The organism is Desulfosarcina ovata subsp. ovata, assembly GCF_009689005.1.
Taxonomy (GTDB): Bacteria; Desulfobacterota; Desulfobacteria; order Desulfobacterales; family Desulfosarcinaceae; genus Desulfosarcina; species Desulfosarcina ovata.
In genome coordinates this window covers 2,489,895-2,506,589 of sequence record NZ_AP021879.1, presented here as the reverse complement: position 1 = coordinate 2,506,589, position 16,695 = coordinate 2,489,895, and the positions used below count along the sequence as shown (strand labels likewise).

14 protein-coding genes are annotated in these 16,695 nt (G+C 53.1%); 1 reads left to right on the top strand and 13 read right to left on the bottom strand.

Annotated elements, in window-relative coordinates; genetic code table 11:
* Positions 1–201: 201 nt before the first annotated feature.
* The 13 genes from GN112_RS11260 to GN112_RS11200 form a co-directional block, all read right to left on the bottom strand.
* Positions 202–945, bottom strand: a complete 744-nt coding sequence (locus GN112_RS11260; RefSeq protein ID WP_197743310.1) for an ABC transporter ATP-binding protein — start codon at positions 943–945, stop codon at positions 202–204.
* Between the two features lie 44 nt (positions 946–989).
* Positions 990–2,054 carry a FecCD family ABC transporter permease gene (locus GN112_RS11255; protein ID WP_155310304.1) on the bottom strand — a complete coding sequence of 355 codons (1,065 nt, stop codon included), beginning with the start codon at positions 2,052–2,054 and terminating at the stop codon, positions 990–992.
* Positions 2,030–3,130 carry an ABC transporter substrate-binding protein gene (locus tag GN112_RS11250; protein ID WP_162458881.1) on the bottom strand — a complete coding sequence of 367 codons (1,101 nt, stop codon included), beginning with the start codon at positions 3,128–3,130 and terminating at the stop codon, positions 2,030–2,032. Before GN112_RS11250 ends, GN112_RS11255 begins: the two co-directional genes overlap by 25 nt.
* A 23-nt stretch (positions 3,131–3,153) precedes the next feature.
* Positions 3,154–3,324 carry a hypothetical protein gene (locus tag GN112_RS11245; protein WP_176603539.1) on the bottom strand — a complete coding sequence of 57 codons (171 nt, stop codon included), beginning with the start codon at positions 3,322–3,324 and terminating at the stop codon, positions 3,154–3,156.
* Between the two features lie 189 nt (positions 3,325–3,513).
* Positions 3,514–5,682, bottom strand: a complete 2,169-nt coding sequence (locus GN112_RS11240) for a TonB-dependent receptor, FCYXU motif-type (protein ID WP_162458880.1) — start codon at positions 5,680–5,682, stop codon at positions 3,514–3,516.
* Between the two features lie 233 nt (positions 5,683–5,915).
* Positions 5,916–6,899 (bottom strand): helix-turn-helix domain-containing protein, encoded by a 984-nt coding sequence (locus GN112_RS11235; RefSeq protein ID WP_162458879.1) that lies wholly within the window; start codon positions 6,897–6,899, stop codon positions 5,916–5,918.
* A gap of 210 nt (positions 6,900–7,109) precedes the next feature.
* Positions 7,110–7,313 carry a hypothetical protein gene (locus GN112_RS11230; protein ID WP_155310300.1) on the bottom strand — a complete coding sequence of 68 codons (204 nt, stop codon included), beginning with the start codon at positions 7,311–7,313 and terminating at the stop codon, positions 7,110–7,112.
* Positions 7,282–7,944 (bottom strand): class I SAM-dependent methyltransferase, encoded by a 663-nt coding sequence (locus tag GN112_RS11225; protein WP_155310299.1) that lies wholly within the window; start codon positions 7,942–7,944, stop codon positions 7,282–7,284. The genes GN112_RS11230 and GN112_RS11225 overlap by 32 nt, the downstream gene beginning before the upstream one ends.
* A gap of 16 nt (positions 7,945–7,960) precedes the next feature.
* A complete protein-coding gene (tsaA, locus tag GN112_RS11220) occupies positions 7,961–9,238 on the bottom strand; it encodes a tRNA (N6-threonylcarbamoyladenosine(37)-N6)-methyltransferase TrmO (RefSeq protein ID WP_197743309.1) in 1,278 nt (425 codons plus the stop codon).
* Between the two features lie 130 nt (positions 9,239–9,368).
* Positions 9,369–10,652: a hypothetical protein gene (locus GN112_RS11215; protein ID WP_155310298.1), complete on the bottom strand. Its 1,284-nt coding sequence runs from the start codon at positions 10,650–10,652 to the stop codon at positions 9,369–9,371.
* Complete coding sequence (locus GN112_RS11210) at positions 10,649–11,476, bottom strand: outer membrane lipoprotein-sorting protein (protein WP_155310297.1); 828 nt, start codon at positions 11,474–11,476, stop codon at positions 10,649–10,651. Before GN112_RS11210 ends, GN112_RS11215 begins: the two co-directional genes overlap by 4 nt.
* Positions 11,477–11,496: 20 nt before the next feature.
* Complete coding sequence (locus GN112_RS11205; RefSeq protein ID WP_155310296.1) at positions 11,497–14,166, bottom strand: efflux RND transporter permease subunit; 2,670 nt, start codon at positions 14,164–14,166, stop codon at positions 11,497–11,499.
* Between the two features lie 54 nt (positions 14,167–14,220).
* Positions 14,221–14,697 carry a MarR family winged helix-turn-helix transcriptional regulator gene (locus GN112_RS11200; protein ID WP_155310295.1) on the bottom strand — a complete coding sequence of 159 codons (477 nt, stop codon included), beginning with the start codon at positions 14,695–14,697 and terminating at the stop codon, positions 14,221–14,223.
* A 419-nt stretch (positions 14,698–15,116) separates the two neighbouring features.
* On the opposite strand from GN112_RS11200, the gene GN112_RS11195 reads away from it, so the two are divergent.
* Entirely contained in the window at positions 15,117–16,439 is a 1,323-nt protein-coding gene (locus GN112_RS11195; RefSeq protein WP_155310294.1) for a radical SAM protein, read from the top strand.
* The last annotated feature ends 256 nt before the right edge of the window (positions 16,440–16,695 follow it).

Sequence of the window (16,695 nt, the reverse complement as noted above, 5' to 3'; positions counted from 1 at the left end):
ATGTTGCATAAACCGGTGTACCAGATATTGGGACGAACCGGACGACTGAGCCCTGCTGCCGGCTGAAACCGGTGGCGAGAACAAAGTCGGGGATGATTTTATCCCCGGCTTTTGATGGTTCCATGTTCCGTATGGGAGCGTCAATGGCTTTCATCTGCCCGGGTCTTGGTTCCCGCACTGGAGTGTGGGAACCAAAGCATCTCACTTTCGAGGTTGGACGTTTGATGTAAGTGGCTTGAGAGGTATGATATGCGGCTTGTTGCGGATGCTGCCGACTTCAACCGCCACACGATAAACCGATGCGATGGTTTTGGGCGTCAGGGCGGTCACCGGGTCCCCCGCGGCGACGATCTTACCGTTTTCCAACATGATGACTTTATCCGCATATCTTGCGGCCAGATTGAGGTCATGCATGGTGATGATGGCCGACAGGGAGTTGGTTTTAACCAAATACCTCAGCAAATCCATGACTTCGAGCTGATGGCGGATATCGAGATTGCTGGTGGGTTCGTCAAGCAGGAGAACTTCGGCTTCCTGGGCAATGGCCCTGGCGATGGTCGCTTTCTGTTGCTGCCCGCCGCTAATGGCGCCGAAATCCTTCATCGCGAGATCTTCGATGCCCATCCACGCGAGGGCCTTGAAGGCCTTCTCAAGATCCTTGTTGCCGGTATGCCCGTTGCCATGGGGATAGCGGCCCAAAAAGACCATGTCGATGACTTTGAAGGGGAAGATCTCGCCAGTGGTTTGCGGCACATAGGCCATTAGCCGGGCAATCGTCTTGCGGCGCAGGCCATGGATCGGCTTGCCGTTCAGTTCGATGCAGCCCTTTTGCGGTCGTAGCAGTCCGTCGATGCACTTGAGCAAAGTGGATTTGCCGGCACCGTTGGGCCCTAGCAAGGCCAGAATCTGTCCGGGCAAGACATCGAAGGTAATCCGGTCAAGCACCGGCCGGTCTCCATAGAAAAAGACCAAATCGTTGACTTTCAGTTCTACCGCCAGAGCTCGCTCCTGTTTTTCATGATCAAATAAAGGAAAAGGGGAACCCCCATGAATGCGGTCATGATCCCGATGGGGATGACCGTGGGGGGGATGATATTCATTGCCACCAGGTCCGATGCACTGAGCAGCAAAGCACCGACAAGGCCCGCCGCCGGTACGACGAACCGGTTGTCGCCGCCTAAAATCATCCTCGCCATATGCGGTGCGACCAGCCCGATAAAACCGATCGCCCCGGTAAAGCAGATGGTGATGGCCGTTAAAATCGATGCCGCCATCAGAATCAGGAGCCTGGCCCGCCTGACATTGGCACCCAGGCTTACGGCCACATCGTCGCCCGTATTCATCACGTTGAGATCCCGTGTTTTCAGCAGCAAATAGGGAATACAAAGCAACATCACCGGCAACATGAAGCGCAAACTGCTCCAGGTCGATTTGCCAAGACTGCCCACCATCCAGAAAACCACCTCGGTCACGGCCCATGAATCGGCGAAATACTGCATCACCGTGGTGCCGGCACCGAAAAGATAGGATAGGGCAATGCCTGCCAGTACCATGTTTCCCGGGGTGGCCCCCTTGTAGCGGGACATGCCCAGAATAAGCATGGCGGTGAGCAGAGAAAAGACAAAGGCGTTGATGACCACGAAAAATACGCCGCCACCCAGCCCCTTGCCGAAAATAATGGCCAGGGCCGCCCCGAATCCGGCACCGGCCGATATGCCCAGGGTGAACGGGCTGGCCAATGGGTTGCGCAAGACCGGCTGCATCACCGCGCCGGCAATGGCGAGGTTGAACCCAGCGGCAAGCCCCATGAGCAGCCGGGGCAGTCGCATATACCAGATCGCCCTTATGGCGAGTTCACCCGGCGTCGAAAAATAGTCCGGAAAAAAACGGTTGAGCAGCGTGGCGTACACCTCGGGAATCGAAAGGGTCAGCGGCCCTCGGGTGATGGAAAAGGTCCCCAGCAGACCGATGGCGGCCATGAGCGAGAAAACGAACAGTCGCTTTCTGCCGACATGGCGTCGATATTGGGTCAGGATGTGGGGATCGGTTTCCATCGGTGCAGTTCGCTGCCATCGAGAAAATCCGAATAGAGTCCGTCCATCCCGTAAAAACGCTTCAATATTTCATTGCCCTCTTTTTCGACGTCGAGATCACGGTACAGATCCGGATAGAAGAGTTTGGCCAGGTAGTAGATTTCACATAGGCCCATGGCAGGGTCCCAGCCTTTCATGAAACTCCGCGAGTAGTATATCTGCTTGTTCTTCACGGCGGAAACCGTTTGCAGGGCCGGGTCGGAAAGGATCGTTTCGATTCTCACGCCGACCTTTTTTCGGGTCCACCACTGCAGCAAGATGATATCGGGGTTCCACACCGCCAGCTGCTCTTTGGTGATATCATAGATTTCGTAAGGCCTGGCCCCGGCTTGCAGGGCCACGTTCAGTCCTCCGGCCAGATCGATGGGATCATAGGGGGCAATCGTTTTCGGAGCATCCTGAACCGGCCACCCCCAAAAAAATACCTTCGCGCGCTTTTTTTCATCAAGGCAGGAGCGCATACGGACAATTGTCTCGACCTTGCCTTTTGCATACGTGACCAACGCCTCCGCCCGCCGTTGTTTACCCATGATTTCTGCAACCAATCTGAGCATTTTGAAATCAAGGCACCCCGAAGCGTCGATGCAGGCAACCGGCAGGCCGGTTTGTTCCTCGATAATATCGGCAAGTTCCGTATAGGACGCATAGGCCAGGATCAGATCCGGTTCAAGGGACCGTATGAATTCGACATTCGGTTCACGACAGGTTCCCACGCTCAATACACTTTTTAATTGCGGTGCCACCTTGGGCGGCAGGAACCAACACCCGAGGGCGCTGCCCTCTTCTCCGTACATGAAATTTTTAACACTGTCGTTGACGCCCACAAGCCTGTCCGCGACCTGCAGCTCGACCATGGTGCGGGTACCGTCCAAAAGGGCCAGATCCACCACCTTTGCGACCCTCTCCGGTATCCGTACCTCCCTTCCCGCACAATCCGTAATCGTTCTTCGATTGACGTCTTGCTTTGCAGGGGCGGGTTGATCCGAACATCCGGCCGCCAGAATGAGAACAAGCAAAAGCACCCCCGCGGTAATCATTCTCGTTTCGCCCCGTATCAACCTCATTTAACTATAAAGGTCAAACTGGCGCTATTAAACACATGCTCGGCTTTGCCGTACAACTCCCTAAGGGGGCCGTCCTCGGTGACGTTTTCCTTGTGATTGACGCTGATCAACCACTGCCCGCTGCTCTGTACACGAAACTGTGCGCGGCCGCCCATGATGTAAGACATTGTTGTTTCCTTTTAATGGATTTTTTAACAACTTCAAACAGCTTCTTAGAGCCTGTTTGAGAAGTCTGGATCAGGCCCGATAACAAGGCGGAAAGTGGGTCGAAAGCGGAGCATATATGTAATATGTGACCATTTTGGGCCACTTTCCAACACCGGTAGCGGGCCTTAGACGGACTTCTCAATCTGGTTCTAAAAATAAACATCCAGCGCCGCTCCATAGGTGCGATCCGTGGCCGGATACCCGCTGAGATTTTCATAGTTTTCATCGAGCAGATTGTTGATATAGACCTTCAACGTGGCATTTTCCAAGAAACCCCATTTTTTAAACAGGGTTTGCCTGACCGCCAGATCAAACACATGATAGGCGTCCATGGGTATTTCCGAGAACTCCCATTCATCCGGGGCGACCTCTTCCGCCTTTTGAACCACCTGTTCGTCCTGGTATTTATAATCGAGGAGCAGCGTGGTATTTTCGAACAAACGATAGCGCAGGCCGGCGTTGACCCTGTTCTTGGCAATATCGTCGACGGCGTCTTCCCCTGCCAGTTCTCCCCCTTTGTTTTCGAATTTCTGATAGGCATATCCCAGATAAAAACTGAGATCGTCCATGAGATGACCGCTGAGCTGGACTTCGACGCCGTGGCGGACGATCTTTTCGAGATTGATAACGTAATCCTTGTATTCCATACCAGGCGTGACCGAATTCCCGCCGCCGGGCGTGTATTTAGAGAAGTTTCCGTTCCAGGCGAGATAATCCTCGATTTCATAATAGGCGTAATTGACCTTGAGCTGAATATCGTTGACCAGCCGCCGGGAGAGCACCACATCGTAGCCGATGCCATGCTCGGGTTCGGTCCATGGTCCAACCGGTCTTCCCCCGTAATTGAAATCCCCGAAGTTGGTCGGCGCACGCCAAATCCGGCTGACGCCGACCGAAACGGAGGTATCCCGCAGCCCGGCGGCCAAATCGTCCAAGTCATAGGTGATAAAAGATTTGGGCAGCCAGTCGTCGAAATTTCTCTCGATCCATCGCGGTTGTCCGGTGATCAGGAAAGCACCGGTGCTTGAGGAAAGGTTGTTCGTCCAGGTGTCGGCGTGCTCGTAGCGCAAGCCGGCGGTAAGGGTCAAACGTGGAATGATCCGCCAGCGGTGCTGGGCGAAGCCCGACCGGGTTTCCACACGTTTTTTTTCGTCGAAGGCAGCAGGTGAGCCCTGCTTGGTGTCGAAGCTGTCGAGAAACTGCTGAACCTCGGCGCCGATGACGGTTTCATGGGCATCCGAAAACCGGATCGTATCCTGCAACTTTACGCCCCGCGTATACCAGGTGGACTCCCAACCGCCATCGTAAATAATTCCCGAGGCGTCCTTACGTAGAGTCGTTCGCTTCCACTCTTCCTCGCTGTAATAGGCATTCAGATCCCACTCTCCCAGTGGTGAGGGTTGAAGATAATTCAAGCGGAAGGCGGTGGCCGTTCCATCGTATTCGGGCGACTGCCATTCGAAATAGGAAGATTCGCTCACCGTTGGATAACCCCCGTCATCATCCCCCAAGGCGGCGTCATTGTTCACCGGGATTTCCCGGTCCCCTTGGCTATGGTTGACGGTCAACGTGATATAACCGGTTGAAGGCAGCAGGTAACCGATATGCCCGAAAGTCGAATCGATGTCCGCCTCGGAATGTCTCAGGTAACCGTCGGTGCTGTATCTCTGATACCCCGCATCGTAAACGAAATCATCGATGCCGCCCCTTGCGGTGATGCTGTGATTCTGGGTGTTGTAGGATTTATAGCCGGTGGAGACATGGACCTGTGGTTTGATGGTGTCATACCTTTCAGGCGTTCGGGTGACCAAATTGATCACCCCGCCGATGCTTTGTGCCGGATACAATGCCGAGTGCGGTCCGGGAAGGATCTCGACTTCCTCGATCAAAAAGGTCGGCAGCAACGAATAATCCACCACATGATAGCTCTGGCGTCCGCCGGCTTTGTGAATGTTAGACCCGTCGATAGCGGTAACGAAGCGGTTACTGCCAAAGCCCCGCATCCAGAAGGCATCCTCACCATCGATGATATCGCCGGGAACCAGATCGGACGCCCCCCTGAAATCCATGATCGGCTGATCCTTGAGGATATCCCCGATGTTCTGCATGGTTCCGACGGTTTCGTAGGTATCCACGTCTATAGTTGTCTTTTGCGGTGTCTGGCTGATTTCAGGAAGGATTCTTTGCTCGCTGACCACCACATCGTCGAGTTTGTGGGTCGACGATTCTTCCGCCAATGCCGTACCCACAAAAATTAACCCGAACAACCACAATAGCAATATTCTCATTCCGTTCCGCTGCTTCCAACGCCATTGCATGTTAATGCTCCTCCGTTTCCAAAGAAAAAGCCATGACGGCAATTCACCTATCCGGAGAGAAGCCTTCATGGCTTTGCTTGGTCGCCTTCATGATTATGGGAATGGTACCGGCTTTTCATTCGATGGCTTCAGCCATCTGTTCGTCACATGTCTTCATATAACGAAACAGATTGCCTGTCTTTTGCGGCATGCATTTTCTTTATTGCGCGCTGCACAATGTTGCGGTGTTGAATTTACCGGCGGAAGGTATTCGGGGGCGTACCGTAATGTTTGCGAAAAGCGGTGGTGAAATTGGCCTGGCTGTTGTAACCCACGGTAAACGCGATTTCCGACAGGCTCAGGTCTGAATCGTTGAGCAATGACAGGGCCTTGGAGAGCCTCGCGTTGCGCAGCAGGTTGAATGCGGTATCTCCATACAGAACTTTGAAACCGTGGTTGAGTTTGTTGCGGTTGAGTCCCACGATGCGGCTCAAATCGACCAGACTGGGTGGATGATCGAGCCGGGTCAACAGGATATAATATGCCTCATGGATTCGGTCGATATCCCGGCTCCTCAAGGCCGATGGCGCAGCGCTTTCCCGTTGTCGCCATTCCGCCATTTTAAGCGCCACCAGTTCGAGGGCTTTGGCCTCGAAAAAAAGCCTGCGAATCTCTCCCGTATAGGGGCATTGGAGAATCTGCTTGATAACCTGAAAGGTATCGGTACCGAAACGGGACTGCTGGAAAACCGGCTTGGCTGTTGATGAACCACCAGGGCTTTTATCCAAGTGTTGGAGGCACCACGGCAGGGAAGGAAACAACGTTTTAAAGGCTGATACGCTGAAATGCAGTGAAATACCCACAACCCGCCGATCGGGGAAGATATCAATGGTTCCGTTCGTCTGCGGTAGATAGGCCAGGACTCCGTCTCCGGGGACGCGTTCTGCCACTGTCGGAGGCCCTAAGCCATTGTGCATGGTGCAACGAATTCGCTCGCAAAGGGTATAACTGAAACTGATCGGAGCCTTGTCTATCTCATAATCCATATGGATTTGCCGCCCCTGAGAATAATTGGCAAGCATCAACCGGACACCTGACCTGACGCGGATATTCTCGCAACACAGGGTTGGATGGCAATCACTGTCGTCGATATCCAGCTCTTCCGGTGAAAAGTTGCTTGCTCCCGAAGCCAGCAGTGCTGAATCTCCTCCATTGGGCTTGACATTGATGCGTCGCATTATTTTTCCAGTTTTACCACGTAAAAATATGGATGTGATGTCAGCTTTTTTCATTGGAGCCTCCACTTCACTTTGTATGCATGATATCCATTAGCCGGCCGATGGTGGTTTGGTTGGTCCGGGCCAGGTCGGCCAGGGACTGAACGACGATATCGTTCCGGTTGAGTTGGTCGATCGATTTCTGCGGTTTTAAATCGAAATTGCATTCTTTTACCGTTTCGTGCCTTTTCTTCCCCTTCCACTAAGCTCGCATTTGGTGAAATCCACTTTTTTCCCGCATCCGGGGCAATGATGTTCTTTGTTGAATTCGTCCGAGAAGATTTCTATCTGATTGCCGCAGTTCGGGCACTGGCAGATGAACGCGTCCAACTCCCTGAAAAGTTCAAATCCGGGGCAATGCTGTGGTGTCGTCATGTCTTTCTCCTTTCGTATTTTTTTTAGCAGAAGCAAACTGAATCATGTAATTGTATCCCAAATCAATGTAGCCGATCTTTCTGAAGCCACAAGAGACCACCACCGCTTCAACCTCATCGGGAGCATTTCTCATGTGCTTGGGCGGTCCGAAAGACTGCTCCTCTTTTTTACACTCGACAATAGCCAGACAACCTCCGGGTTTGAGCATTCTGAATACTTCGGAAAAAATGGATGGCCCCATTTTTCTTAAATTGAAAATATGAAGCACCGTGGCAATAAATACGACATCCACACTGCTGTCCAGAATCGGTAATGGGGCGCAAATATCAGCTTTCAGGGCCACAATATTGCTCAGCTCCAGGGATTTTGCGACTTTCGCCAGGCTGTCGATCAGATGTTGCCATTTGTCGAAGGCATACACTTTACCGCCGGGACCGACAATCTTCGCCGCCTCGACAGTGTAATCGCCGGCACCACAGCCCAAATCGACGAAAACGTGTCCAGCTTTTAGCGGCAAGTGCCCCAATACCATTTTGGGCTCGTGCAACCATGCGCTACTGGGGCCGCGCCCATTGTGCCCTTTTCCGCCGTTATACTTACGATGGCAATCGTTTCTATGTTCAGGACTCATTGTCTTCTTTTGTCAGCTAACCGTTTTTGGGAACAATCCCCCCGCCTTCGACCTGAAAATATGGTTTTTCCGCGCAGGTCAGGCATGTTCCGTTTGGTGCGGCTTTTGTCGCCATGAGCTGTTCGCCGCATTTTCGGCAGATAATGCTGTCAACAATCGGCGCGTACCCGGGCAAATCAACGCGAACCCTCTCGGCTGAAAAAACATTCTCAAAATCCTGTTTGATGAGGGTAAAGGCGGCTTCCCGGGCTGTATCCTTGAATCGTTTCTCATCTTCTTTGGTATGAACCCTGTTCTTGATCACCTTCTCCATGAGCGGATAGAACGCCGGAACCAGGCGCCCGATGACTTCACGAAAATCGGGGCGGGCACAAACACGCACGCCCATATCGTCTCCTCTGATGGCCAAGGTCACGGCATGCTTGCCCAGATCGCGATAGATCAATGCATTGTTGCCCAGGGTACACCCCGATACCGCCTGCACGCCATCGGCAAAGCAGGCATTGATTTCAACGATGGCCATGAGATTTTCCAATCCATCGGAACACGTCACGGCATCGCCGAGCAGGCTGAACCCATACATGGACGCCATGATGCCAAGCGCGCTGCCCGGACAATAATGGCCGTGGATCTCTGCCGTTTTTACCAGGCAGCGCCTCAGATCCCGTTCTTCCATGGCCTCAATGAAACTCGCCCTGGGATTTTGTTCCAGGCGATCATGCTGGTTGACTTCTTCCATGAGTCGCCGCATCCATTCGGGCATCGACACCGCTTCCCGTGGATACCAACTGTTTACATAGGGCTTGATATCGATCACCGGGCTTCCGTCGATTGCGTCGAGACCGGAAACCTTGAGGATATTGCCCTTTCTTTCGCGTAGCCGAACGACGCAGGCAAGCACCGGATTGGGCCGGGCCGGGCTGCAAGTGCAAAAAAGACCGACCTCGGGGATTTCTTTTCTGCCCATGGGGTGCACCCGTTTCAGGGCGCGTCCTTGCTCGTTCACTTTATGCGCCCAGTACAAGACGAGAAGATGGGAGTACGCTTCGATGCCCTTGAGTGCATCGCCCCAGTCTGCAGCGACAATAATGGTTGATATGCGTTGGTCCAATTTGCGTACTTCTTCGCGCACCTTCTCCAAGCTTTTATGCATGTCGAGGCCTTCGTCTCCGGCAACCAGAAACGGCTTTTCGATCTCGTTCCTGATGATTCCCACGGGGCGAATTTCCGGAGAAAACATGGTTTCGTCCGGAGAACCGGTGTTTTTTCCGGTAGTTTCTTTAAATGTGCTCATCTTCCAATTCCTTTCTTCTATTACTTAGCGCCTGTCATACATGGTCCACGCTTCTGCCCGGGAATCCACACCCGGTCAGATGAAAGCCATTGACGCTCCCACGCGGAGCGTGGGAGCGAGACGTTGACGCCTACAAGCTGTACCGGACCGCCACATAGACATTCGTATTGTTTTCAAACTGACCAAAAAAGGTATGATCCGCTTCTCCAATGAAAATGTTGGCGCCGGTTTCCAGAACAATACTGTCGGTGACATCGTAGCTGATCCTGGGGCGCAGATAGGTGTCTTCATCGCTGGGGGAGTAATAGCCGGACAGCGACAGCTCAAGGGTCTGGTTCATCAGTAGCTGGGTGATTTGCAAAGTAATGACATGCCTGAACTCGTCCCGGGCCGGGATGCCGGACAGGCTCTCCTCATAAGCTCCATAATCCAGCAGTTGTTCCACGTAATATTGAAGGCTGGCGTTCAGATCCATGGCCAGGTCACGCGTATAGCCTACGACATAGCGCATTTCCGAGTTATCGATCAGCGGATCACCGCCGCCGGAAGCCTCGGCCGAATCGTAATAGGCCAGTTCCAGATTTCCGATCCCTCCGGCCACCTGCCCACGGATACTCGCGCCATAAACGTTAAGTTCGGGGAAGATGGCCGTACCGGACACGGTTTGGCCGCCGGGCTGTTTCCAGAAGCCCCAATATCCATATACCGCTAGTTCGTAATTGCTGATATTGCGGTAGAGACGTGCGGCCAATTCATCATCCTCGAACCAGCGATCGGGCCGGTCGGCATGGATGATGTCGTCCCGTCCGGCATGGCCGGCCGCGGCTGAATTCCAATAGGAGATATACTCACCGGTGATATAGCGGTCGGCATCGAACTGTGGGGTGTACACCAGGTCGAGGTTGGCCAGCTCGGTGAAAAGGCTGATCTTCGCGGCATCCGAGGGCGCCTTCAGGTACTCGCTGTCCCGCCCGATGAAATAGGACTGCCAATCCTTGGGAAAGAGGTCGTTGAGGAAAACCAGATCACCCGTACCCCAGGTCAGAACCTGACGGCCGATCTTGAGATCCAAGAAACCGGACGGGCGCGAGAAAACCCAAGCCTCGCGGACATCGCCCTCGCCTTTCTCGGTGACGCCGTCGGCCCACACGTCTCCCTTGAATTTGAACTCCGCCCAATCCGTGTAAGTGAACAGATCCGCCTGCAGCCTGACCTCCATCACCGAAATGTCCTTGGCCTCGGGATCGTCACTTGTCCGGGTTCCGCCGCGCATCTCTATAAATCCATGCACGTCCACCGGTCCGAAAAAATCCGGCCAGACCTTCCCCTTCCCCTCGGCCCCATGGGCGGGAGCCACGGTCTGCATCAGCGAAAAAAGCAGTATCAGGCAGCCTGTCTTGAAGATTCGTATCATCGCATGACATCCCTTGGCGGTCTTCTCAGGTAACGTTCGGAAAAAATATCGTCGCGGATGCCGACATTGTAGCGAACATCGGAAACGGTCATTTTCGTCGTACTTCCACTTTCCAGATTTTTGGCCACGGAAATGGTGACGGTCGGATAGATGACCGGCCGGCCGTTTTGCTTGGCTTTAATGGCATCCACCTGCAACGATTCGATCACCCGGTAAGCCCGGCCGTCATTCTTAAAAAATTCGATTTTCATCGGCAAAAAATTCTTTTTGTCGATATGGGCGATGTAGTGGGCAAACTCCACAGTGTCGGGTTTTTTCGGCGTATTTTTAATCACATAATATTCCTCGGTGGTCCCTACCAGTTCATGGAAATCGTCTTTTGGGCTGCGACCGGAAATATCTTCGTATAGAAAGTCCGAGCCCACAAAACTTGTCCGTTTATCGCTTGCGGCAATCCGTTTGACCAGATCCAGACTCGGCATATAGAGCCACCGATCGTCGTCCTCTTCGAGATCGGCATGCTTATGCACCATGAACGTCATTTTGCGTACGTCGGCAGGTGCCTGAAAAAACGTGTAGTACTTCTGATTCCGATCCAGGTTGTCATCGTTTTTACGAAGACTGCGGAATGCTCTTTTGCGCATTCGCCCCTGTTTGTCAGTGATCGTCAAAGACACCTTCGATTTGGTGTCCGCACCCTGGTAAAGGGCCATGTGGTTGGCTTTATGGATGATTTCATCGGATGTCGGCGTTGCCGTTTGCGCCATGGCCGAACTGGTGGCCAACAACAACCCTGCCAATGGAATTAAAAAACATCGTTTCATGCGAGGTCTCCCTTTTTTTATTATTTATGAGAAGTATCGAGGACGGCAGTACTAGCCGCTTTCGTTTCCGGTTTTTTAAAAAACCAATTTTCAAAGGCCGTCAAGGTTGACGGGAGAACCAGCAGGGTAACGATCCCGGAAAGGGTCATGATGGCGAACAGCATGATGCCCATGGTTTTATAAGGGACAATCGGCCCGATCAAAAGCGGCAGAAAACCGATGGCGATGACCAGCACGTTACGGCTGATTGCCCGGGCCGGTTCGCCGAACAGGTGCCCATTGGTTTGTTCCCACGAACCGGTGGTGTTGTGGTAAACGCGCCCGCGCTGCAAGAAATGGATGGCAAAATCCACCGCCATGCCCAGTGCCAGGACTCCCAGGACGGCAACCGGCAAATCGTAATCCTTACCGGAGATGCCGATAATGCCGTAAATTGTCAAGATCGTGATGGTCAGCGGCACCATGCAAAGCAGGCCCCAGCGTAATGAACGGAACAAAAAAACCATCATGACGAAAACCACGGCAAAGCTTCCGATAAATGAGCGCAGCATGGCGGGAGTCAGCTTCTCCTGCAGCACCAGGTTGATATAATGCAGCCCGGCCCAACGATGGGTTACGTTGAACGGCGCGGGATTTTCTTCTATATAGGCATCGACTGCCTCGACAGCAGATTTCATGGCGCTGCTGTCCCCGCTTTTCAATTGCATCCAAAGATTGGCCTGCATGAAGTCCGGCGTAACCATGTGCCACAGGTCACCAGGCCGATGCCCCTGCTGGAATTGCAAGTAACATTCGGCGATGCCCTGCAGCGTATCCGGGATACGGTAGTTCTCCGGCTTGCCGTCAATCATCTCTTGATTGATTTTGCGCACCACATCCACCACGGAAGTGGTTTTCCCCACCAGCCCGGTTGCCTCCATATGTTTTTGCAGTCCGGCCATGTAGGCCAGCATCTCTGGACGCTTGAAGGCCTTCAATTTTTCTTTTTCCACACCGATGGTTGTGTGAAGCTCGTCGTAGGCATAAAAATCCTCATCGGAAGCCGTTTGAGCGCGTCGGTCCACCTCCTTTGCCATGGTGTCCAGGAAATCCTTTTTGGATTGGATATGACCGGCCTGTTCCGATGCATACCGAACGATCCCTCTGGCCAGGGCGGGTGCATTGTTGAATTCCGTTTGAATGCTTTCGGCATATTTCATCAGGCCCGAGGAGAACCTTTCGATCATATCGGGAGTAAAACTGTCCGCTTTGGGTGACTGCAATATCAGATAGGCCGTATAGGTGCCTTCCAAATGACGGTTCAGGGCAATATCGGCCTTGCGAATGGGATGGGTGTCGACGAACCGCTTGGCATAGTTGTCATTGACATGGATTTGCGTGGTTCCCCAAATGGCCACGCCCAGCAGGATGACGAACACACCCAAAAGTCCCTTGGGATGATTAAACGTCATCCGGCCGGTGGCCCGCAGTACTTTGGTCAACAGGCCTTCCTTTTCTTTTTGCATGGCGGACATACCGAAATTGATCAACTTGCGTTTGGGAATCATCATGATATAGGCCGGCACAAAAATAACCGTATACAGCCAGGCGATCATGACCCCGGTGCTGAGAAAAGCACCGAAGATTTGGGCCGGTGGAATGGGCGCAAAAACCAGGGAAGCGAAGCCGGCCGCGGTGGTCAACGAGGTATAGAGAATCGGCACGTACAGCTCGTCCATCACGGCACGTATCGTCTCTTTACGCCCCTTTTCATCGGTGTAGACATCGAAGAATTCCGACAAAATATGAATGGCGCAGACCGTGCCGATACACATTAAGAAAATCGGAATCATCGAACTTAAGATGTGAACCTGAAAGCCGAGGGCGATCATCAGCCCCATGGTGGACAGAACCGAAAACATAGCGATGATCATGGGGAGGATGACCAACCGCCATTTCCGGAAAAACAGTCCCAGCAAGGCGAAAATAACCGCCATAGCCATCGGCGTGCCAATGCCCATCTGGGAAAACATCTCCACGCCGATGGCGACTTCCGCCACCGGCACCCCGGCGATATGATAGGTTTCCTTCCCGCCCAACGAATCGATCTTCTTGCTTAGTTCTTCATTGATGCGGTAACTCAAGTGCTTGTCGGTCAGGGGCAGGTAAATACAGATCACCTTGCCGTCTTCGGAAAACATCCGCCCTTTAAGCATGGGATTGGAATAGGCCTTGTCCCGAATGGTCCGGGCGGCCTCCCTGGTTTCCGGTGGCTTGGACATGAGCCATTCGAATCTGATTTCTCCGGGCCCGCCCTGGTGCATGTGATCAACCAATGACGGTCCGACCATATCCACCTCGATAACACCGGAGACGTTACCGGGATTGCTTTCATCCGGCCAGCGGAGGGTTTTGGCAAATTGGGTTAGTTCGTGGACATGCCGCAAGGTTTCCGGGTTGAAAACTCCGTCGGGGTCGTGCTCGTTGACAACACCGACCACAACGGTTTCACTGAGCATAAATTCTTTTTTGGACAAATTGTGAAACACACGCTGCGGATCGTTTTTGGGAATCATGTTTTCGGGATCCGTGTCCACCTGAATCCATGGGAAAAAAAGACTCATCGAAACGGTGAACAAAACCATGACCAGCGTCGCCAGTCGATAATGATTGATTGAGAAATCAATTAATGTGGTTTTTAGCGTTTTCATCTCCACTCCTTGCGATATTATAGTTAAGTAACTTAACTATAAGGCAAAAAAAAATTAGCTTTGGGAATGCCGGGAAAGACGTTGTTGCATTACCCCGCCCAGCGTCTCCAATAAAACCGACAACGTGGCGATCTGTGAGATGGGAAAAGCGCTCAAGCTGTCCACCAATTTGGCGAAATCCTTGCCGTGGAAGTGTTCATGGGCATGGAAGGCACACCACCCCAACTCCGTCAACGAGAGTTCAAACTCCTTGTTGCTGTGGGCTGCGGGCTTTTTGATTAAAAAGCCTCTTTTTTCCAGTTTTGCGATCATCTGAGACGCCGCGCTTTTGGTGATCCCGAAATGGTCGGCCACCTGGGTGACGCTGATGTTTTCACCTTCGCCAATGGCTTGAATGGTATGCGCCTCACGGGTGGAGACCATAACCTCCTCACTAACGGGAATCGGCATGGCTTCGATACGCGCGTACAGGTGGGTAATGCGCAGCAGTTCACGAATGGTGGACGCAATCAGGTCTTTTTTGGTTTCCATGGTTTAATGGTAAAGGTGCTTAACAATTGTGTCAAGCAAAAAAGTAGAAGCCGCTTTATTTAGTGTCCATCCAGAAATAGGGAAATTGGGTCGAGATCGAGGCGCGCGAAAAATTTTACCGCAGGCATATGGTTGATATTCCGAGGATAAAATTTTTCGCGGAACATGGATGTCGGGAAAATTGGCCATTTCTGGATGGGCACTATTTATCCAACCGGGAAATAAAACTCAAACACAAGGCTAACACGGAGCAAACATTCGGTGGGCTATAGCATTCAAGATAATGTTTTCGGGCTATGTTATCGGTCGTCGGGGTAGGGTTTATACAGCTTTCTCCCTCTGGCCTTGCCAAAAACATTATCTTAAATACTATGATTGGGCAAAACGGCAATCTTTATAAATAAAGGGGAAACGCCAGCATGAACGCCATCCTCCGATCCATCCTGAACAATCGCATTCCCGGCCAGTTGGTGATCCAGATTACCGACCGCTGCAATGCACGCTGTCCCCAGTGCGGTATGCGGACCACGAATGCGTTCAGCCGCTCGACCCTTGACACCGATACCATAAAACGGCTGATCGATGCCGCCGCCGTCCGGGGGGTGCAGGCCATCTCCTTTACCGGCGGTGAACCGCTTCTGGATATGGATCGACTGGTGGCGTTGATCCGCCATGCCGGTGATGCCGGCATTCCCTATATCCGTACCGGCACCAACGGGTTTATCTTCCGGCACCCCGATCGGGCCGATTTCGCGGACCGGGTGAACCGGATCGTCGAGCAGTTGGCCGATACACCATTGCGAAATTTCTGGATCAGCCTCGATTCGGCCGTGGATGCGGTGCATGAATCCATGCGCGGGTTTCCCGGGGCGGTGGCCGGTATCGAAAAGGCCCTGCCCATTTTCCACCGGGCTGGCATTTACCCGGCGGTCAACCTGGGCATCAACCGCAATGTGGGCGGCCGCGCCACCCGCGAATTGAAGCCCGCCGCCAGCCCTTTGGACGAAGCCTATCTGGAGATTTTTTACCATCGCTATTCCCGCGCCTTTGAGCGCTTTTACCAGCGGGCTGTGGATCTCGGGTTTACCATGGCCAACGCCTGCTATCCCATGAGTATTGACGTGCCGGAATGTGAGCAAGGCCTTAGTGCGGTGTATGCGGCCACCACCGTCGCCGATATCGTCCGCTTCACGCCGGGTGAGAAACGGATGTTGTTCAAGGCCCTGGCCGGAGCCATCCGGCGCTTTCGCGGGAAAATCAGAATTTTCTCGCCCTTGTGCGCCTTGGAATCCCTGGTTCGCCAATACAGCGCTGACCGTGGACCGAGACCTTACGGCTGCCGCGGGGGGATCGACTTCTTCTTCGTCAATGCCGCCGATGGCCACGCCTATCCCTGCGGCTACCGGGGTAACGAAGACCATGGCTGGTTGTGGGAGCTGGACTGGTCAAGACTGCACCCGCCGCGCGAGAAGGATGCCTGCCGGCAGTGCGACTGGGAGTGCTTCCGTGACCCATCCGAACTGATGGGGCCGCTTCTGGAAGTTTTCGCCAACCCGGCAGGGTTGATCCGTCGCCTGGTGAAATCGCCCCGTGCCTTTGGTGCATGGGCAGATGACCTGCGCTACTACCGTGCCTGCGGTTTTTTCAACGGCCGCCAGGCACCGATCGATGCCAGATTGAAGCATTTCACACCAAGGGTGGAAGGTCGTACCCGGTTTGTTCCCGTTCAAACCGCTTCTTAGAGCCTGTTTGAGAAGTCTGGATCAGGCCCGATAACAAGGCGGAACGTGGCTCGAAAGCGGAGCATATAGGTAATATGTGAGCATTTTGAGACACTTTCCAACGCCGTTAGCGGGCCTTAGACGGATTTATCAAACAGGCTCTTAACCAAAAACTATCCATTTCTTAACCTTTCCTTAATACAGGCGTGAGAATAAGACCACAAACGATAGCATTCAAGATAATGTTTTTGGGTTGCGTTATCGGTCGAAAGCGGTA